A 15,997-nucleotide genomic window follows, 5' to 3' on the forward strand; every position below is an offset into this window, starting at 1 on the left:
CTGGTCTACTTCCCCTTGGCCTTGGCACCGGTTCTCGGTGTCCGGCCGCCGTTGTGGCCGCCGTTCTCGGTGCCGTTCCTGCTGTCGTACTGCTCGTAGGCGTCGACGATACGGCCCACCAGCTTGTGCCGGACGACGTCGTGGGACGTGAGCCGGGAGAAGTGGACGTCCTCGACGCCCTCCAGGATGTCCTGCACCTGCCGCAGACCCGACTTCGTGCCGCCGGGCAGGTCGACCTGGGTCACGTCACCCGTGATCACGATCTTCGAGTCGAAACCGAGGCGGGTCAGGAACATCTTCATCTGCTCGGGGCTGGTGTTCTGGGCCTCGTCCAGGATGATGAAGGCGTCGTTCAGCGTGCGGCCGCGCATGTACGCCAGCGGCGCGACCTCGATCGTGCCCGCCGCCATCAGCCGCGGGATCGAGTCGGGGTCGAGCATGTCGTGCAGCGCGTCGTACAGCGGGCGCAGGTACGGGTCGATCTTCTCGTACAGCGTGCCCGGCAGGAAGCCGAGCCGCTCGCCGGCCTCGACCGCGGGACGGGTCAGGATGATGCGGTTGACCTGCTTGGACTGCAGGGCCTGCACCGCCTTGGCCATCGCCAGGTAGGTCTTGCCGGTGCCCGCGGGGCCGATGCCGAAGACGATGGTGTGCTTGTCGATCGCGTCGACGTACCGCTTCTGGTTCAGCGTCTTGGGGCGGATCGTACGGCCGCGCGAGGACAGGATGTTCTGCGTGAGCACCTCGGCCGGGGTCTCCTGGCCGTCGCTCTCCCCGTTCTCGCTCGCCTTGAGCATGGCGATCGAGCGTTCCACTGCGTCCTCCGTCATCGGCTGCCCCGTGCGCAGCACCAGCATCATCTCGTCGAATACGCGCTGCACGAGGGCGACCTCATGGGTGTCGCCGACGGCGCTGATCTCATTGCCCCGGACATGGATGTCGGCCGCCGGGAAGGCCTTCTCGATCACGCGCAGGAGGGAATCTCCGGAGCCCAGTACGGTCACCATGGGGTGCTGGGCGGGGACGGTGATCCGTGCGCTCGCCTGCCCCTGCGCGGGGCTGTGGGCTGAGGGTGTCTGAGTCATGGGCCGGCGCTCTAGGCCTGCTCGTCCTCCTCTGCGGCGTGCGCCGCGTGACGGGTGTGTCTGCTGTATCCAGCGTACGACTCCCCGCCGACAGCACCGAGTCGTTTATCCGACCGGCGCCCGCCGCTGCTCGGCGAGCAGGTCACGGAACCAGCCGTACGACGCCTTGGGCGTGCGTTCGAGCGTCGTGAAGTCCACGTGGACCAGTCCGAAGCGGCGGGCGTACCCCTCGGCCCACTCGAAGTTGTCGAGCAGCGACCACACGAAGTAGCCACGCACGTCCACGCCCGCCTCGACCGCCCGGTGCAGGGCACGCACGTGCCCGTCGAGGTAGGCGATGCGCTCCCGGTCGTCGAGGCCCTCGTAGGAGCAGCCGTTCTCCGTGATGACGACCGGCGGGAGCCGGTCGCCGTAGCGGTCGCCGAAGCCGGTGAGCAGCTCCGTCAGCCCCTCCGGGACGACCGGCCAGCCGAAGTCCGTCAGCGGCCGGCCCTCGATCTCGCGCACCGAGAAGGGCAGTTCCGCCGGGAGCGTCACCCCGCCGAACTCGATCTCCGCGCCCCGCGGGGCGCCCACCCGCGTCGGCGCGTAGTAGTTCACGCCGTACCAGTCCAGCGGCTCGGCGATGATCCTCAGATCGGCGTCCACCCTTTCGGCGGAGCCCGGCATCAGCTCGCCGATGCCCTCCGGGTACCGCCCGGTGAGGATCGGGTCGGCGAACATGCGGTTCAGCAGGAGGTCGTAGAACTCCGCCGCCTCCCGGTCGGCCGGATCGTCCGAGGCGGGCCAGGTCGGGCCGTGCGAGTTGGCGATGCCGACGTCCGCGGCACCGGCCGCGCGCAGGGCCCGCACGGCCAGACCGTGCCCCAGCAGCTGGTGGTGGGCGACCGGAAGCGCGTCGAACAGCAGCTTCCGGCCGGGGGCGTGGACGCCCAGGGCGTGGCCGAGCAGGGTGTGCTCGGCGGGCTCGTTGAGGGTGATCCACTTGCCGACCCGGTCGCCGAGCCGCCGCGCGACGACCGACACGTACTCGGCGAACCGGGCCGCCGTGTCCCGCTCCAGCCAGTCCAGGCCCGCCGGCAGGTCCCAGTGGAACAGCGTCGGCACCGGCCGTACGCCCGCCGCGCACAGCTCGTCCACCAGGCGGTCGTAGAAGTCGATGCCGCCGGGGGAGTCCACCCGGGGCCAGGAGACCGAGAAGCGGTACGCGTCCACGCCGAGGTCCGCGAGCAGGGCCACGTCCTCGCGGTAGCGGTGGTAGTGGTCGCAGGCCACCGCCGCCGTCGAGCCGTCCTTCACCCGCCCGGGTCCGGCCGTGAAGGCGTCCCACACGGACGGCCCCCGCAGCTCGGCCGCACCCTCGATCTGGTGCGCGGACGTGGACACGCCCCACAGGAAGCCGTCCGGGAACCGCGGCATCGGCTTCGTCGGCATCGCGTCGTCAGTCGCCATGCGCGGATCATCCGTACCCCCGGTAAGGGAAGTCAACGCCCGTGCGCGACAACCGACTAGACCGACTTACGCCCCTTCCTTCAGTACCCGCGAGATCAGCGCGCGCTGCTCGTCCGTCAGCCGGGGATCGGCGGCGTACACCGTCCTCCCGTCCACGGTGAGCTGGTAGCTGAACCCGTCCGGCACGCCGACCGGCGGGGTGCTGCGGCCGTCGGCGACCGCCCGCTCGGCCAGCGCGTGCCACTCGTCCGCGTCGGGGCGTCCCGCGGTCTCGACCTCCGCGTGGCGTTCGATGCCCGCGAAGCCTCCTGTGCGCCTCACCTGAATCCGCATGGACCCGTGTCTAGTACGGAACTACAGCGTCCGCACCCCGACCTGCTCCCAGGCCTTGCCGACCGCCTCCAGCTCGTCCGCGTCGCCGTAGCGCTCCCGGGCGGCCTTCACCGTCAGCGTCGCGAAGTCCGCGAACAGCGCGTCCTCGGCCAGCTCGCCGCCGGTCAGCACGTCGTACCAGATCTGCCCGGCCCGCTCCCAGGCGTGGCCGCCGAGCGCGGTGGCCAGGAGGTAGAAGGCGTGGTTGGGGATGCCGGAGTTGATGTGGACGCCGCCGTTGTCGCGGCCGGTGCGTACGAAGCCGTCCATCGTCGCGGGCTGCGGGTCCTTGCCGAGCACGTCGTCGTCGTAGGCCGTGCCCGGCGCCTTCATGGAGCGCAGCGCCTCGCCCGTCACGCGCGGGGCGAGCAGTCCGGCGCCGATCAGCCAGTCGGCCTCGGCGGCACTCTGGCCCTGCGCGTACTGCTTGATGAGGGAGCCGAAGACGTCGGACACCGACTCGTTGAGGGCGCCGGGCTGGCCGTAGTAGGTCAGGTTGGCGGTGTGCTGGGTGACGCCGTGGGTCAGCTCGTGGCCGATCACGTCCAGGGCGATGGTGAAGTCGAGGAAGATCTCGCCGTCCCCGTCGCCGAAGACCATCTGCTCGCCGTTCCAGAACGCGTTGTTGTACTCGCGGTCGTAGTGCACGGTCGCGTCCAGCGGCAGGCCCTGGCCGTCGATGGAGTTGCGCCGGTAGACCTTGAGGTAGTGCTCGAAGGTGGCGCCCAGGCCCGCGTAGGCGCGGTTCACGGTGGCGTCCCGGCCGGGCTCCTCGCCCTCGCCGCGCACCTCGCGGCCCGGCAGGTCGGTGCCGTGCCGGGCGTCGTAGATCGTGCGCTGCGGCTGCTCGGGCTCGGCACCGGCGCGCGGGGCCACGGCGGGAGCGCCGATGACCGTGGTGAGACCGCGACGGGTGCGCTCCAGGGCGTCGCGCTGGAGGGTGCGGCGGGCGGGCCCGGAGAGCACGGGATCCGCGTTCCGGGAGAGTCGGTCGAGGACGTGGGGCGGCACGATGGTGCAGAAGACGGGCTGGAAGCCCCCGTATGCAGTCATGTCCGGCACTTTCGCACTGGGTGACCACCCTGTCACTACCCGCAACCACGATCGGTGCACAGCGGCACCAAGACGACTCCGTGATCCGGCCGCGAGTGGTATACGGCACTTTTTGTCCCGGTTCCCCCCTCGGTCCCGCATACTGATACGGACCCGCGTGACCCGCGTGACTCGGCTAAGGTGCTGGGCATCATGCGATTCGGGCTGCTTCTCCTTAGCTGCCGCGGCGAGGGCCTGTAGAGGCCGACTCCCTCCCCGCGGAGCTTGGTGGTGCCGTCGGCCGTCCTTCCGGACACGCGGACGTCACACGCTGAGGTCGGTGACACCGCCGTCACCCGCTGACACCGCGGACATCACGAGGAGCCCACGCCATCATGGCCAACCGCCAGCAGCCCAGCCCCATGCCGACCGCCAAGTACCGCGGCTACGACCAGGTCGACATCGCCGACCGCACCTGGCCGAACCAGCGGATCACCACCGCCCCCCGCTGGCTCTCCACCGACCTGCGCGACGGCAACCAGGCCCTGATCGACCCCATGTCGCCCGTCCGCAAGCGCGCCATGTTCGACCTGCTGGTCAAGATGGGCTACAAGGAGATCGAGGTCGGCTTCCCGGCCTCCGGCCAGACCGACTTCGACTTCGTACGGTCCATCATCGAGGACCCGGCCGCCATCCCGGACGACGTCACCATCTCCGTACTGACCCAGGCCCGCGAGGACCTGATCGAGCGCACGGTGGAGTCCCTGAAGGGCGCCAGGCGGGCCACCGTCCACCTGTACAACGCGACCGCCCCCGTCTTCCGCCGGGTCGTCTTCCGCGGCTCCAAGGACGACATCAAGCAGATCGCGGTCGACGGCACCCGGCTGGTCATGGAGTACGCCGAGAAGCTGCTGGGCCCCGAGACGGAGTTCGGCTACCAGTACTCGCCGGAGATCTTCACCGACACCGAGCTGGACTTCGCCCTGGAGGTCTGCGAGGCGGTGATGGACACCTACCAGCCCGGTCCCGGCCGCGAGATCATCCTCAACCTGCCCGCCACCGTGGAGCGTTCCACGCCGTCCACGCACGCCGACCGCTTCGAGTGGATGGGCCGCAACCTGTCCCGCCGCGAGCACGTCTGCCTGTCCGTCCACCCGCACAACGACCGCGGTACGGCGGTGGCGGCGGCCGAGCTGGCGGTCATGGCCGGCGCCGACCGCGTCGAGGGCTGCCTGTTCGGGCAGGGCGAGCGCACCGGCAACGTCGACCTGGTCACCCTGGGCATGAACCTGTTCTCCCAGGGCGTCGACCCGCAGATCGACTTCTCCGACATCGACGAGATCCGTCGCACGTGGGAGTACTGCAACCAGATGGAGGTCCACCCGCGCCACCCCTACGTGGGCGACCTGGTCTACACGTCCTTCTCCGGCTCCCACCAGGACGCCATCAAGAAGGGCTTCGACGCGATGGAGGCCGACGCGGCCGCCAGGGGCGTCACCGTCGACGACATCGAGTGGGCCGTCCCGTACCTGCCCATCGACCCCAAGGACGTCGGCCGTTCCTACGAGGCGGTCATCCGCGTCAACTCGCAGTCCGGCAAGGGCGGTATCGCCTACGTCCTGAAGAACGACCACAGCCTGGACCTGCCGCGCCGGATGCAGATCGAGTTCTCGAAGCTCATCCAGGCCAAGACGGACGCCGAGGGCGGCGAGATCACGCCGACCGCGATCTGGGACGTCTTCCAGGACGAGTACCTGCCCAACCCGGACAACCCCTGGGGCCGCATCCAGGTGGCCAACGGGCAGACCACGACCGACCGCGACGGCGTCGACACCCTCACCGTGGACGCCACGGTCGACGGCGAGGAGACCACCCTGGTCGGCACCGGCAACGGCCCGATCTCGGCGTTCTTCCACGCGCTGCAGGGCGTCGGCATCGACGTACGGCTGCTGGACTACCAGGAGCACACGATGAGCGAAGGCGCCTCCGCGCAGGCCGCCTCCTACATCGAGTGCGCCATCGGCGACAAGGTGCTGTGGGGCATCGGAATCGACGCGAACACCACGCGCGCCTCGCTGAAGGCCATCGTCTCCGCCGTCAACCGCGCGGCGCGCTGACCAGCCGAATCGGTGGTTTGGGGCCCCGCTCGCCGGAAATCGGCGGGCGGGGCCCCGTCATATACCGGCCATATATCTGTGATGGTCACGGAAAGGTCTCTTCCTGGGTACTGACTCCACGTCGGTGATGTGGCTAACATCACGCCAGCGCGACGATGCTGTCGCGCCGTTATGGAGGTGCGACGTGCTGCCTGGACGGGGACGAACCAGCCGAGCTGCCCGGCTGCCACGCATCCTGGGCACCCGCACCGCGTGGACACCCGTCGGCGACGGCGAGTTCTTCTGCCCCGGCTGCGGCGGCGACCGCAACTACACCCGGCTCACCGGCCACCGCCGCTTCACGGTGCTCGGCGTGCCCGTGCTGCCCCGCGGCGAGTCCGCGCCGGCCGTCGAGTGCGCCGCCTGCCGCCGCCACTACGGCACCGACGTCCTCGACCACCCGACCACCACCCGCTTCTCCGCGATGCTCCGCGACGCCGTCCACACCGTCGCCCTCGCGGTCCTGACCGCGGGCGGCACCTGCTCCCGCACCTCGCTGGAGACCGCCGCCGTCGCGGTGCGCGCGGCCGGCTTCGAGGACTGCACCGAGGACCAGCTGAACGCGCTCGTCGAGGCGCTGGAGGCGGACACGGGCCGGGTCCGCGGCGAACCCTGCGTGCCGGGCCTGGCGATAGAACTGCACGAGGCGCTGGACCCGCTGGCCCCCCACCTCGCCGCCGTCGGCCGCGAGTCGATCCTGCTCCAGGGCGCCCGCATCGCCCTGGCCGACGGCCCCTACACCCCCGCCGAACGCGACGCCCTGGCCACCGTCGGCGCGGCCCTGACCATCTGCTCCGACGACGTCACCCGCCTCCTGGAGTCGGCGGGGACGCCGTCCTGACAGGGTGTGAAGGCGGTCGGATCGCGGAGCGGTGCGCCGATCCGTTGGGCAGTTCGCTGTCGAGGGACCTGGTTCGGTTAGCCTCGACGACCAGGGAACCGGTTCCGACCCGGCCGGTTTCGACTGCGCTCATGACGGAGGCGAGCAGTGTCGGCCAACGCGGTGGTGATCGGTGCCGGAGTCGCAGGCCTGACGACAGCGGTGTGTCTCGCGGAGTCGGGAATGAAGGTGAGGGTGGACGCCGACCTCGCCCCCGGTGAGACAACCTCGGCGGCCGCCGGCGCGATGTGGGATCCGTACCTCGCCGAGCCCCGGGACCTGGTGGAGCGCTGGGCCCGGACGACTCTGTCGGAACTCACCGCCCTGAGCTCCGACAAGGACACGGGCATCCGTATGGTGGAAGGGACCCAGGAGTCCAGGACACCTTGCCCCCTGCCCGCATGGGGCAGCGCCGTGGGGGCGCGTCAGTGCACGCCGGAAGAACTCAGGCACGGCTTCGTCACCGGATGGCGATACCGTGCTCCTGTCGTCGACATGCCTCGTTACCTGGGTTACCTCGCCCGGCGATTCGCTCAGGCGGGAGGATCGTTCCGCCGTCATCGCTACGAGACGGTGGCGGAGGCGATGCGTGAGGCACCCGTGGTCGTCAACTGCTCCGGTTCCGGAGCGCGAGCTCTGGCGGGAGACCCCGAGGTCGAGGCGGTGCGCGGTCAACTCGTCGTGGTGGAGAACCCCGGCATCGAGTCGTTCTTCTGCGACGACACTCCGGGAGCAGACGAACTCACCTACGTCTACCCGCACTCCGAAACCGTGGTGCTCGGCGGAACGTCGGACCGGGACGACTGGGACGTGACGCCCGACGACAGGGCCGCCGATCAGATCGTCCATCGGTGCGTTGCCGTGGAACCGTCCCTCGCCGGAGCCCGCATCCTCGAACACCGCGTGGGCCTGAGACCGGTGCGCAAGCGCGTCCGGCTGACGGAGGAGCGGCACAAGGACGCGCTGCTGGTGCACAACTACGGCCACGGCGGGGCCGGAGTGACCCTCTCCTGGGGCTGTGCGCAAGAAGTGGTGGAACGGGTGCAGGGCAGCCGCGTGACTAACTGATGCGCCACTGCCGACGCTCCGCGATGTCGGCCTCGGCCCCCCTGCGGAAGAGGTACAGCCATGTGCGTGCCGAAAGGGTGAGGACCAGAGCGGTGGTCCACGGCCAGCTTGTGGCATCGGCGGCCACCAGGCCGGCGCCGACTGCCGGTGAAGCCGCGGTGAGCACCATCAACGCCTGTTCACCCAGGCTCCGTCGGAAGCGGCGGGCGATGGAGAACTCGGACCGTTCGTACCAGGCGATGGCGGCACTGAGCGCGACGGCCAGAACCATCGTTGTCCAGAGGTTCCCGCTGGCCTGTGCGTAGGTCACGGGAAGAGAGATCAGGAAGGGGAGTACGCCACCGTACTCGGACAGCACGTTGCCCCACTTCATGACCTTGCCGAACGAGTTGGAGCGGATGCGGGCGAGCTCGCCGGAAGCACTCGCGTACACGATCAGGGAGAGCACCGTGCTGAACGTCGCCCCGATGAGGAGCAGGCGTACGTCATCAGGGAAGCGGGTTGATGAGAAGGCGAAGCCGAGGAGGAAGGTGATGGCGGCGAGAATGGATCCCGCGAACGCGATGCCCGCCGCTGCCTCCCCGGACTGAAGCGTGGCCGGGTCGTCCTGCTCGAATCTGGCCACTTCGAACGCCGATCCGTCGCCCAGGGGCACCAGCGCCGTCACCGCGTGGTCGGACGGGGCCAAAGACTCGGCGAGTTGCTCCCTGTCCTCCACCGGCACGAGATGCCGCGCATCCGGGTCCACATACGCGATACGTGGCTTGTGCTGGTAGTGAATGCGTATTTCTTCCTCCGGACCGCCGGTGCGCATGAGCCGGGTGCCCAGGAAGCCGCACGAGAGGAAGAGCCGCGACAGTGCCGTGTCCCGCGGGTCGGCCAAAACGGATATGAGCGGTGGTTCGGACTGCTGGTGGGAGAGTTCCTTCACGGCGTCGGTCAGCAGTCGGGCGGCGATGCCCCGCCGGCGCGACGTCGGGCGAACCGCTATCACGGACAGGCGCACATGCCCCTGTGACGGTGCCTCGGCCACGAGACACCCCGTCAACGCGCCGTCGATTTCCGCGACTCGCACCAGGCCGCGGGCCACGGCGGTGTCCAGGCAGTCCGAGGAAGGGATGGCCGCCGCGGCACACGAGTCGATGAGCAGAGAGTGCAGTCGGGCCCTGTCGGAAGGGTCGGCTTTCCTGGTGGACCATGCAGGCATGTTCGTCCGTTCCGGTCAGCTCGAGGTCCCAGGCCCCGCATGTTACCGATCGACACGGGTCTGCGAGGGTCCCTTCAGCCACGGAGACCAGGGAGCAGCGTCGACCACCGGTAGGTGGAACCGGCTCCCTGACTGAGCGGATGGCCGACCGGGCCCGACCGCCCGCCGTACTCCCGGGGGAGTAACGAACGCCCCACGTCACCCCGGGCAGTAGCCGCAGGGTCGGTCTCACGCCCGACGCGTCGGTGTGCGGGTGGCGGAAGTCTGGAGGGTGATCCAGACATTCACCGGAGGGAGGCCCGTCAGATGGGGGCCACAACGACAGGCGGGGGGCGGCGGCGGGCCGTGCCCTGGCTGGTGATCGGGCTGTGGGTCGCCGTGCTGGCGATCGCCTCGCCGTTCGCGGCGAAGCTCGGGGACGTGCAGCGGGACCGGGCCGTCGACTACCTGCCGGCGAGCGCCGACTCGACCCAGGTCGCCGAGATCCAGGAACGGCTGCCGGGCGGCGAGGCCACCGAGATGGTCCTCGTCTACCACCGCGACGCAGGACTGACCGCCGCCGACCGGGCCACCGCCGCCGAGCAGGTCGCCGAGATCGCCGGCGCACACGAACTCACCGGCCGCCCGGCGGGCATCCCGTCCAAGGACGGCACCACCCTCATGTACCCGGTCGCCTCCACCGAGCCCGGCACGGACGAGAAGGCGCGCGACGCACTCGTCAACGACGTACGGGACGTCGCCCGGGGCGGCGACGGGCTCAGCGTCCAGGTCGGCGGTGCGGGCGCGCTCGCCACCGACTCCGCCGAGGTCTACAACTCCCTCGACGGCCCCCTGCTCTACACCACCGCGGCAGTGGTCGCCCTCCTGCTGATCCTCATCTACCGCAGCCCCTTCCTGTGGCTCGTCCCGCTCGCCGTCGCAGGACTCGCCGACTACCTCTCCATGGGCGTCGCCTACGGCCTCAACCAGTGGTTCGGCACCGCCGTTTCCGGCCAGAGCAGCGGCATCATGACCATCCTCGTCTTCGGCGTCGGCACCGACTACGCGCTGCTGCTGGTCTCCCGCTACCGCGAGGAACTGCGCCGCGTCGAGCGGCCGTACGACGCCATGCTCGCCGCCCTGCGCGGCTGCGGCCCCGCCGTGCTCGCCTCCTCGGGCACCGTCGCCGCCGGACTGCTGTGCCTGCTCGCCGCCGACCTCAACTCCAGCCGGGGCATGGGCCCGCTGGGCACCGTCGGCGTGCTGTGCGCGCTGGCCGCCATGCTGACCCTGCTGCCCGCGCTGCTGGTCCTGCTCGGCCGCCGCGTCTTCTGGCCGCTCGTGCCCCGCTACGGCAGCACCCCCAAGGCCCGCAGGTCGCTGTTCGCCGCGATGGGCAGCTCCGCCGAACGCCGGCCCCGCACCGTCCTGGTGGGCGGCGCCGTCCTGCTGGGCGCGCTCGCGCTCGGCACGTTCGCCCTGCCCGGCAGCATCAAGCAGGAGGACTCCTTCACCACCCGCCCCGACGCGATCGCCGCCATGGAGACCCTGGCCGACGCCTTCCCGGAGTCCGGCACCCAGCCGATCAGCGTCATCAGCCCCACCGACCGCGCCGGCACCGCGCTCGCCGAGATCCGCGCCACCGAGGGCGTCGAGAGCGCCGAGGCCGGCCGCAGCGGCGGCGGCTGGACCGAGCTGACCGTACTGGCCTCCACCCCGCCCCAGTCGGCCGCCGAGACCGCCACCATCGAGGACCTGCGCGACAAGCTCGACGGCTCCTACGTCGGCGGCCCCAGCGCCCAGCAGATCGACCTGGAGGACACCAACGCCCGGGACACCGTCATCGTCGTACCGATCGTGCTGCTGTCGGTGCTGCTGATCCTCACGGTGCTGCTGCGCTCGCTGGTCGCGCCGCTGATCCTGGTAGCCGCCGTCGTCGCCGTGTGGGGCGCGGCCCTCGGCATCGCCGGACTCGTCTTCGAGCCCCTCTTCGGCTTCGAGGGCACCGACCCCGGGCTCGGCCTGCTCTCCTTCGTCTTCCTGGTCGCCCTCGGCGTCGACTACGGCATCTTCCTGATGCACCGGATGCGCGAGGAGGCCCTGCGGGGCGCCGGACCCACCCAGGCGGCGCTCTCCGCGCTGCGCACCACCGGCGGCGTCATCGCCTCCGCCGGGCTGGTCCTCGCGGCAACCTTCGCCGTGCTCACCAGCATGCCCATGGTGCAACTGGTCGAGCTGGGGTTCGTCATCGCGGTCGGTGTCCTGCTCGACACCTTCCTCGTCCGCACCTACCTGGTCACCAGCGCGAGCGTCGCCCTGCGCCGCCGGGTGTGGTGGCCGGGCCGGCTGTCCCGGGAGCCCGGACCGTCCTCGCCGGACGACGTGCGGGAACCCGTCGGTGTCTGAGGTGCCCGACGACCGGAGCGCGCCCCTCCCCTCCCGGTGGGGCGCGCGGGTCGCGGAGTATGGACGCGTGCAGGCAACCACCGAGGCAGCGTCCCGCCCCCGCGTCGGCGAGCGGATCATCGCCGCCATCAACCGCGACCCGCGCACCGCCCCGCACGGCACCCGCAACGACGCCGTGCTCGCCGCGGTTTTCCTCGTCGTCGCCGTCTGCCTGGCGCTCCTCACCCACGAGGCCCAGCGCCCGGACGCCCTCGGCTGGACGCTGCTGGTCGCAGCCCACGTCCCGATCGTGTGGCGGCGACGCCGCCCGCTGCTGGCGCTCGCGGCGCTGGTCGTCCTGGTCGCGCCGTACCACGCGATGGACAACAACCACACCGCGGTGAGCCCCGCCTCCTACGTGGCCCTGTACACCCTGGCCGTCACCGGCCGCCCCCTGCGCACGATCGTGGCCGGCATCGCGGTCCTCACGGTGTCCGTGAGCATCATGCTCACCGTCAACACCCACCAGGCCCTCGAACTGCTCCGCATCTCCGGCTGGGTGATCGCCATCCTCTTCTGCGGCATCGACATCCGCTACTACCGTCAGTACGTCGCCTCCATCGTGGAGCGCGCCGAACGCGCCGAGCGCACCCGCGAGGAGGAGGCCCGGCGCCGCGTCGCCGAGGAACGCCTGCGCGTCGCCCGCGACCTGCACGACCTGCTCGCGCACAGCATCACCCTCATCGGCGTGCAGACCTCGGTCGCCGCGCACGTCCTGACCGCCGACCCCGATCGCCTGGACCGGACGGCCGTCGCGAAGGCCCTCGACGACATCGCCGAGACCTGCCGCACCGCACGCGGCGAACTGCGCACCACCTTGGAGGTCCTGCGGGCACAGGACACCGCGGGCGTCCCCGACGCCCGCGGCCCGCTGCCCGGCCTGGGCGGGCTGCCCGACCTGGCGGAGAGCGCCCGCGTCGCCGGAGCCCACGTCGACCTGTCGGTCCGGGCTGCCGACGTCCCGCCGGCGGTCGGCGCCGCCGTCTACCGCATCACACAGGAGGCGCTGACCAACGTCGTACGCCACGCGGGGCCGAAACCGTCCGTCCGCGTCGAGGTGCACGCCGAGCCCGGCACCCTGCGCCTGGCCGTCACCGACGACGGCACCGGCCCCGACCCGGCGGGCACCCCCGGCTTCGGCCTCGTCGGCATGCGGGAGCGGGCCCGCAGCGTGGGTGGCACACTCGACGCCGGACCGCGAGAGGGCGCCGACGGCTTCCAGGTGACGGCCGTACTGCCGACCCCCGCCACGCCCCGGACAACCCTGACCTCGGAGAGAGCCGGATGACGATACGCGTACTGCTGGCGGACGACCAGAATCTCGTCCGCGCGGCGTTCGCCCTGCTCGTGGCGTCGGCCCCCGACATGGAGGTCGTCGGCGAGGCCGCCACCGGCCGCGAGGCCGTGGAACTGGCCCGCGCCGAACGCGCCGACCTCGTCGTCATGGACGTGCGCATGCCCGACCTGGACGGCATCGAGGCGACCCGGCTGATCGCGGCCGACGATGACCTGGCGGGTGTGAAGGTGCTGGTCCTCACCACATACGACACTGACGAGAACATCGTGGAGGCGCTGCGCGCGGGCGCCTCCGGGTTCCTGGTCAAGGACACCAGGCCGGCCGAACTCCTGGACGCCATCCGCACGGTGACGGCGGGCGACGCCCTCCTCTCACCCGGCCCGACGGCCCGCCTGATCGAGCGCTTCCTGCGCAGCCCCTCGGCCCTGCAGACGGCCGGATCGGGCCCCGACTGCCTTTCGGACCGAGAACGCCAGGTCCTCACCCTGGTGGCCCGGGGCCTCAACAACACGGAGATCGCCGACGCCCTGGGCCTGAGCCCGCTCACCGCGAAGACCCACGTCAGCCGCATCATGGGCAAGCTGGGGGCGAGGGACCGGGCGCAACTGGTGATCGTGGCCTACGAGTCTGGCCTGGTGGCGCCGGGAACGGGTGGTCAGCGGCAGTAGACGCTAGAAGGAGCTCACGTTGCTTTCGAAGTTGAGCCAGCTCAGGGATGCGACAGTGCTGAGCGAGGGGCACAGCTCCCGGAGTTTGGCCGAGTCGGTCTTGGGTGGCGTGGAACCCATCCGGTAGCAGCCGAGCTTGCGGATGGTGTTCACCGCCTTCACCACCTGGCCTGCGGACTTCTCGGCGTCGGTGTACTCACCGCCGGGGAAGTCCCGCTCGATCTTCTCGGCCATGGCGTCGGCGAGCTCCCCGGCCGCAGTGAGGTCCTCTCCGCACCCGGCGTCGTCCCAGGCGACGCGGCTGCACATCGGGGACCCGCTCACGCCGTAGGCGATCTTGTAGATCGGCATCATCTCCGCCGGGGTCCTGGGGTCGTCGGAAGGGTCGGCTCCCGACGGCTGCCCCGAGTCCGAAGGGGTGGAGGAAGACGCCCGGGCCGGTTTCCGCTCGTCGGCCGTTTTCCCGTCACCGCCGCCGCAGGCGGACAGTGTCAGGATCGTCGTGACAGCTGCGGACAGGGCGATGGCACATCGGTGCGTGATCATGGGGTCCCGTCTCGGTGCGGCCGTGGCGTGAGGCCCCGGCCACAGGGCGGCCAGGGTGGTTGCATCCACGACTCAAGCGCCCGACGGGTTGTTCAGGCACCCGGTTCGCAGGACTGAACAACGGTCCCCAGATCTCCGCTCAAGGACCGGACGGCGGTGGACGGCAGGCCGGCGCCGTCCCTGGCAGTAGGTCACGAGCCACCCAAGAGCCCCCGCGCGATGAGAAGTTCGTGCACCTCCCCGAGGGACGCCGCGCACATGTGGGCCTGGCCGAGTGCCGTCGCCGCGTGGGTCGTCGTCAGGCCGATCGCGGTGCACCCGGCCGCCACCGCGGCACGTATGCCCGCCGGTGCGTCCTCCACGACCACGCACGCCGACGGGTCCACGCCGAGCCGGGCCGCGGCCAGCGCGAAGCAGTCCGGGGCGGGCTTCGCGTGCTCGACGTCGCTGCCGTAGACCCGTACGGCGGGCAGGGGGAGCCCGGTCGCCGCGAAACGGGCCTCGACGAAGGCCCGGTCGCCGGAGGTCACGTCGCCCAGGCACTCCCGGGCAGGGCCCGCAGCAGCTCCGCGGCTCCGTCGACCGGCAGGATGCCGTCCCTCTCACTGGCCAACAGCTCGTCGAGCGCCTGTCTTTCCAGCGTCGGGTCCAGGTGGGCGGCGGCGTCCCGCACGGTGTCCTCCGGGCGCCGACCGAAGGTGAGCCGCCACACCTTCTCGGCATCCAGGCCACGGGACAGCGCCCAGGAGTCCCACACCCTGCGGGGAGCGGCCGCCGAGTCCAGCAGGACTCCGTCGACGTCGAAGAGCACGGCGGAGACGGTGCGCCGCGGGGCGTCGGCCAGGTTGTACTCGACCATCAGTCTTCGACGAAGAAGCTGTCGTGCCGAACCTGGAACTCCCGCAGTTCCTCGCCGCCACGCTGCGCGAACTCGGCGACGCGCTCGAAGTACTCCTCGCGCGGGGCGCCCGGCGAGAAGAGCATCAGCATGGACAACGGGTCGTCGCTGTCGTTCTTGAAGGCGTGCAGCCCGCCGACCGGGACGTACAGGAAGTCGCCTGCGCGGCCGGTGACCCAGCGCTCGCCGTTGTAGAGCTCCACCTCTCCCGACAGGACGTAGAAGGACTCGGAGATGCCCCGGTGGAAGTGCGTCTTCGCACCGGGCGCCTTGGGCCCCATGTCCACCTTGTACAGCCCGAACTCACCCCCGGTGGAGGCGTGGCTCGCGAGGTAGTGGGTGGTCGTGCCGCCGGGGGAGACGATGTCCGGCGGGGTGCCGGCCGGCCTGAACACGGCGTTGATCTCGCCCTTCTCACCGAGATAGCGCGGCTCCGGGTACGACATGGTGTGCCTCCTCCATCGTGACTCGCTGGGGCAACTCTGGCTGGCCGGAGGCGGCGCGTGTTGGAGGAGTGGCCGTGGGGCCGCCCGCTTCTTGGTCAGTGTCGTGCTTCCGCGATCCGCGTCAAGGGCGCTCCGCTGTCGCTGCGCGTCGCCTTCGGCGATGACCCTTCGGGTCACCCTTGACCCGGCTCGCTCCAGCACGGGTGAGAAGCGTGCGGGCGGCCGGGGGAGGGTGGGTGTCCCGGGTGGGCCGGTCCCTTGGGCGGGTTGCCCGGTCACCCGGCGTGAGGGGCGCGTCGGCGCCTCGCCGGCACGCCGGGTGGGCTCGGCGTCTGCCGCCCGGTGGGTGGGGGACCCCTTCGAAAAACCGAGGACAAAATCGCGTTTTTGTCCTCGGTTTTTGAGAGGGGTCCCGCCCGAGGGCTTTCGTGCCGAGACGGAACCACCCACCGGCCGTCGGACGCTG

General features: G+C 70.9%; 15 protein-coding genes. 6 read left to right on the forward strand and 9 right to left on the reverse strand.

Annotation, left to right across the window (positions count from 1 at the left end; genetic code table 11):
• Positions 1 to 5: 5 nt before the first annotated feature.
• The 4 genes from ABS735_RS05140 to ABS735_RS05155 form a co-directional block, all read right to left on the reverse strand.
• Positions 6 to 1,085 (reverse strand): PhoH family protein, encoded by a 1,080-nt coding sequence (locus ABS735_RS05140; RefSeq protein ID WP_373900198.1) that lies wholly within the window; start codon positions 1,083 to 1,085, stop codon positions 6 to 8.
• Positions 1,086 to 1,190: 105 nt separating this feature from the next.
• Positions 1,191 to 2,537 (reverse strand): GH1 family beta-glucosidase, encoded by a 1,347-nt coding sequence (locus ABS735_RS05145; RefSeq protein WP_373900199.1) that lies wholly within the window; start codon positions 2,535 to 2,537, stop codon positions 1,191 to 1,193.
• A gap of 66 nt (positions 2,538 to 2,603) precedes the next feature.
• Positions 2,604 to 2,870: a protealysin inhibitor emfourin gene (locus tag ABS735_RS05150; RefSeq protein ID WP_003976273.1), complete on the reverse strand. Its 267-nt coding sequence runs from the start codon at positions 2,868 to 2,870 to the stop codon at positions 2,604 to 2,606.
• Positions 2,871 to 2,891: 21 nt separating this feature from the next.
• Positions 2,892 to 3,962 (reverse strand): M4 family metallopeptidase, encoded by a 1,071-nt coding sequence (locus tag ABS735_RS05155; RefSeq protein ID WP_373900201.1) that lies wholly within the window; start codon positions 3,960 to 3,962, stop codon positions 2,892 to 2,894.
• A 374-nt stretch (positions 3,963 to 4,336) separates the two neighbouring features.
• Between ABS735_RS05155 and leuA the strand changes: the two genes are divergently transcribed.
• The 3 genes from leuA (at position 4,337) to ABS735_RS05170 (ending at position 8,045) form a co-directional block, all read left to right on the forward strand.
• The gene (gene leuA / locus ABS735_RS05160; RefSeq protein WP_373900202.1) at positions 4,337 to 6,058 is read left to right on the forward strand and encodes a 2-isopropylmalate synthase; all 1,722 of its coding nucleotides are present in this window, start codon (positions 4,337 to 4,339) and stop codon (positions 6,056 to 6,058) included.
• A 184-nt stretch (positions 6,059 to 6,242) separates the two neighbouring features.
• Positions 6,243 to 6,938 carry a TerB family tellurite resistance protein gene (locus tag ABS735_RS05165; protein WP_373900203.1) on the forward strand — a complete coding sequence of 232 codons (696 nt, stop codon included), beginning with the start codon at positions 6,243 to 6,245 and terminating at the stop codon, positions 6,936 to 6,938.
• 165 nt (positions 6,939 to 7,103) lie between these two features.
• Entirely contained in the window at positions 7,104 to 8,045 is a 942-nt protein-coding gene (locus tag ABS735_RS05170; RefSeq protein WP_373900231.1) for an FAD-dependent oxidoreductase, read from the forward strand.
• On the opposite strand, the gene ABS735_RS05175 is transcribed toward ABS735_RS05170, so the two are convergent.
• The gene (locus ABS735_RS05175) at positions 8,038 to 9,135 is read right to left on the reverse strand and encodes a GNAT family N-acetyltransferase (protein ID WP_373900204.1); all 1,098 of its coding nucleotides are present in this window, start codon (positions 9,133 to 9,135) and stop codon (positions 8,038 to 8,040) included. The genes ABS735_RS05170 and ABS735_RS05175 overlap by 8 nt on opposite strands.
• 423 nt (positions 9,136 to 9,558) lie before the next feature.
• On the opposite strand from ABS735_RS05175, the gene ABS735_RS05180 reads away from it, so the two are divergent.
• The 3 genes from ABS735_RS05180 (at position 9,559) to ABS735_RS05190 (ending at position 13,641) form a co-directional block, all read left to right on the forward strand.
• A complete protein-coding gene (locus ABS735_RS05180; RefSeq protein WP_373900205.1) occupies positions 9,559 to 11,637 on the forward strand; it encodes an MMPL family transporter in 2,079 nt (692 codons plus the stop codon).
• Positions 11,638 to 11,704: 67 nt separating this feature from the next.
• Positions 11,705 to 12,964 (forward strand): sensor histidine kinase, encoded by a 1,260-nt coding sequence (locus ABS735_RS05185; protein WP_373900206.1) that lies wholly within the window; start codon positions 11,705 to 11,707, stop codon positions 12,962 to 12,964.
• Complete coding sequence (locus tag ABS735_RS05190) at positions 12,961 to 13,641, forward strand: response regulator transcription factor (RefSeq protein ID WP_373900207.1); 681 nt, start codon at positions 12,961 to 12,963, stop codon at positions 13,639 to 13,641. The genes ABS735_RS05185 and ABS735_RS05190 overlap by 4 nt, the downstream gene beginning before the upstream one ends.
• A 3-nt stretch (positions 13,642 to 13,644) precedes the next feature.
• On the opposite strand, the gene ABS735_RS05195 is transcribed toward ABS735_RS05190, so the two are convergent.
• From ABS735_RS05195 to ABS735_RS05210, 4 genes are all read right to left on the reverse strand, one after another.
• Entirely contained in the window at positions 13,645 to 14,187 is a 543-nt protein-coding gene (locus tag ABS735_RS05195) for a hypothetical protein (protein WP_373900208.1), read from the reverse strand.
• A 191-nt stretch (positions 14,188 to 14,378) separates the two neighbouring features.
• The gene (locus tag ABS735_RS05200; RefSeq protein WP_373900209.1) at positions 14,379 to 14,717 is read right to left on the reverse strand and encodes an HAD family hydrolase; all 339 of its coding nucleotides are present in this window, start codon (positions 14,715 to 14,717) and stop codon (positions 14,379 to 14,381) included.
• On the reverse strand, positions 14,714 to 15,046 hold the full coding sequence (locus ABS735_RS05205) for an HAD family hydrolase (RefSeq protein ID WP_373900210.1): 333 nt from the start codon (positions 15,044 to 15,046) through the stop codon (positions 14,714 to 14,716). Before ABS735_RS05205 ends, ABS735_RS05200 begins: the two co-directional genes overlap by 4 nt.
• Positions 15,046 to 15,531, reverse strand: a complete 486-nt coding sequence (locus tag ABS735_RS05210; protein WP_373900211.1) for a cupin domain-containing protein — start codon at positions 15,529 to 15,531, stop codon at positions 15,046 to 15,048. Before ABS735_RS05210 ends, ABS735_RS05205 begins: the two co-directional genes overlap by 1 nt.
• Between the last annotated feature and the right edge of the window lie 466 nt (positions 15,532 to 15,997).

This window comes from Streptomyces sp. MMCC 100, from assembly GCF_041538145.2.
GTDB lineage: Bacteria > Actinomycetota > Actinomycetes > Streptomycetales > Streptomycetaceae > Streptomyces.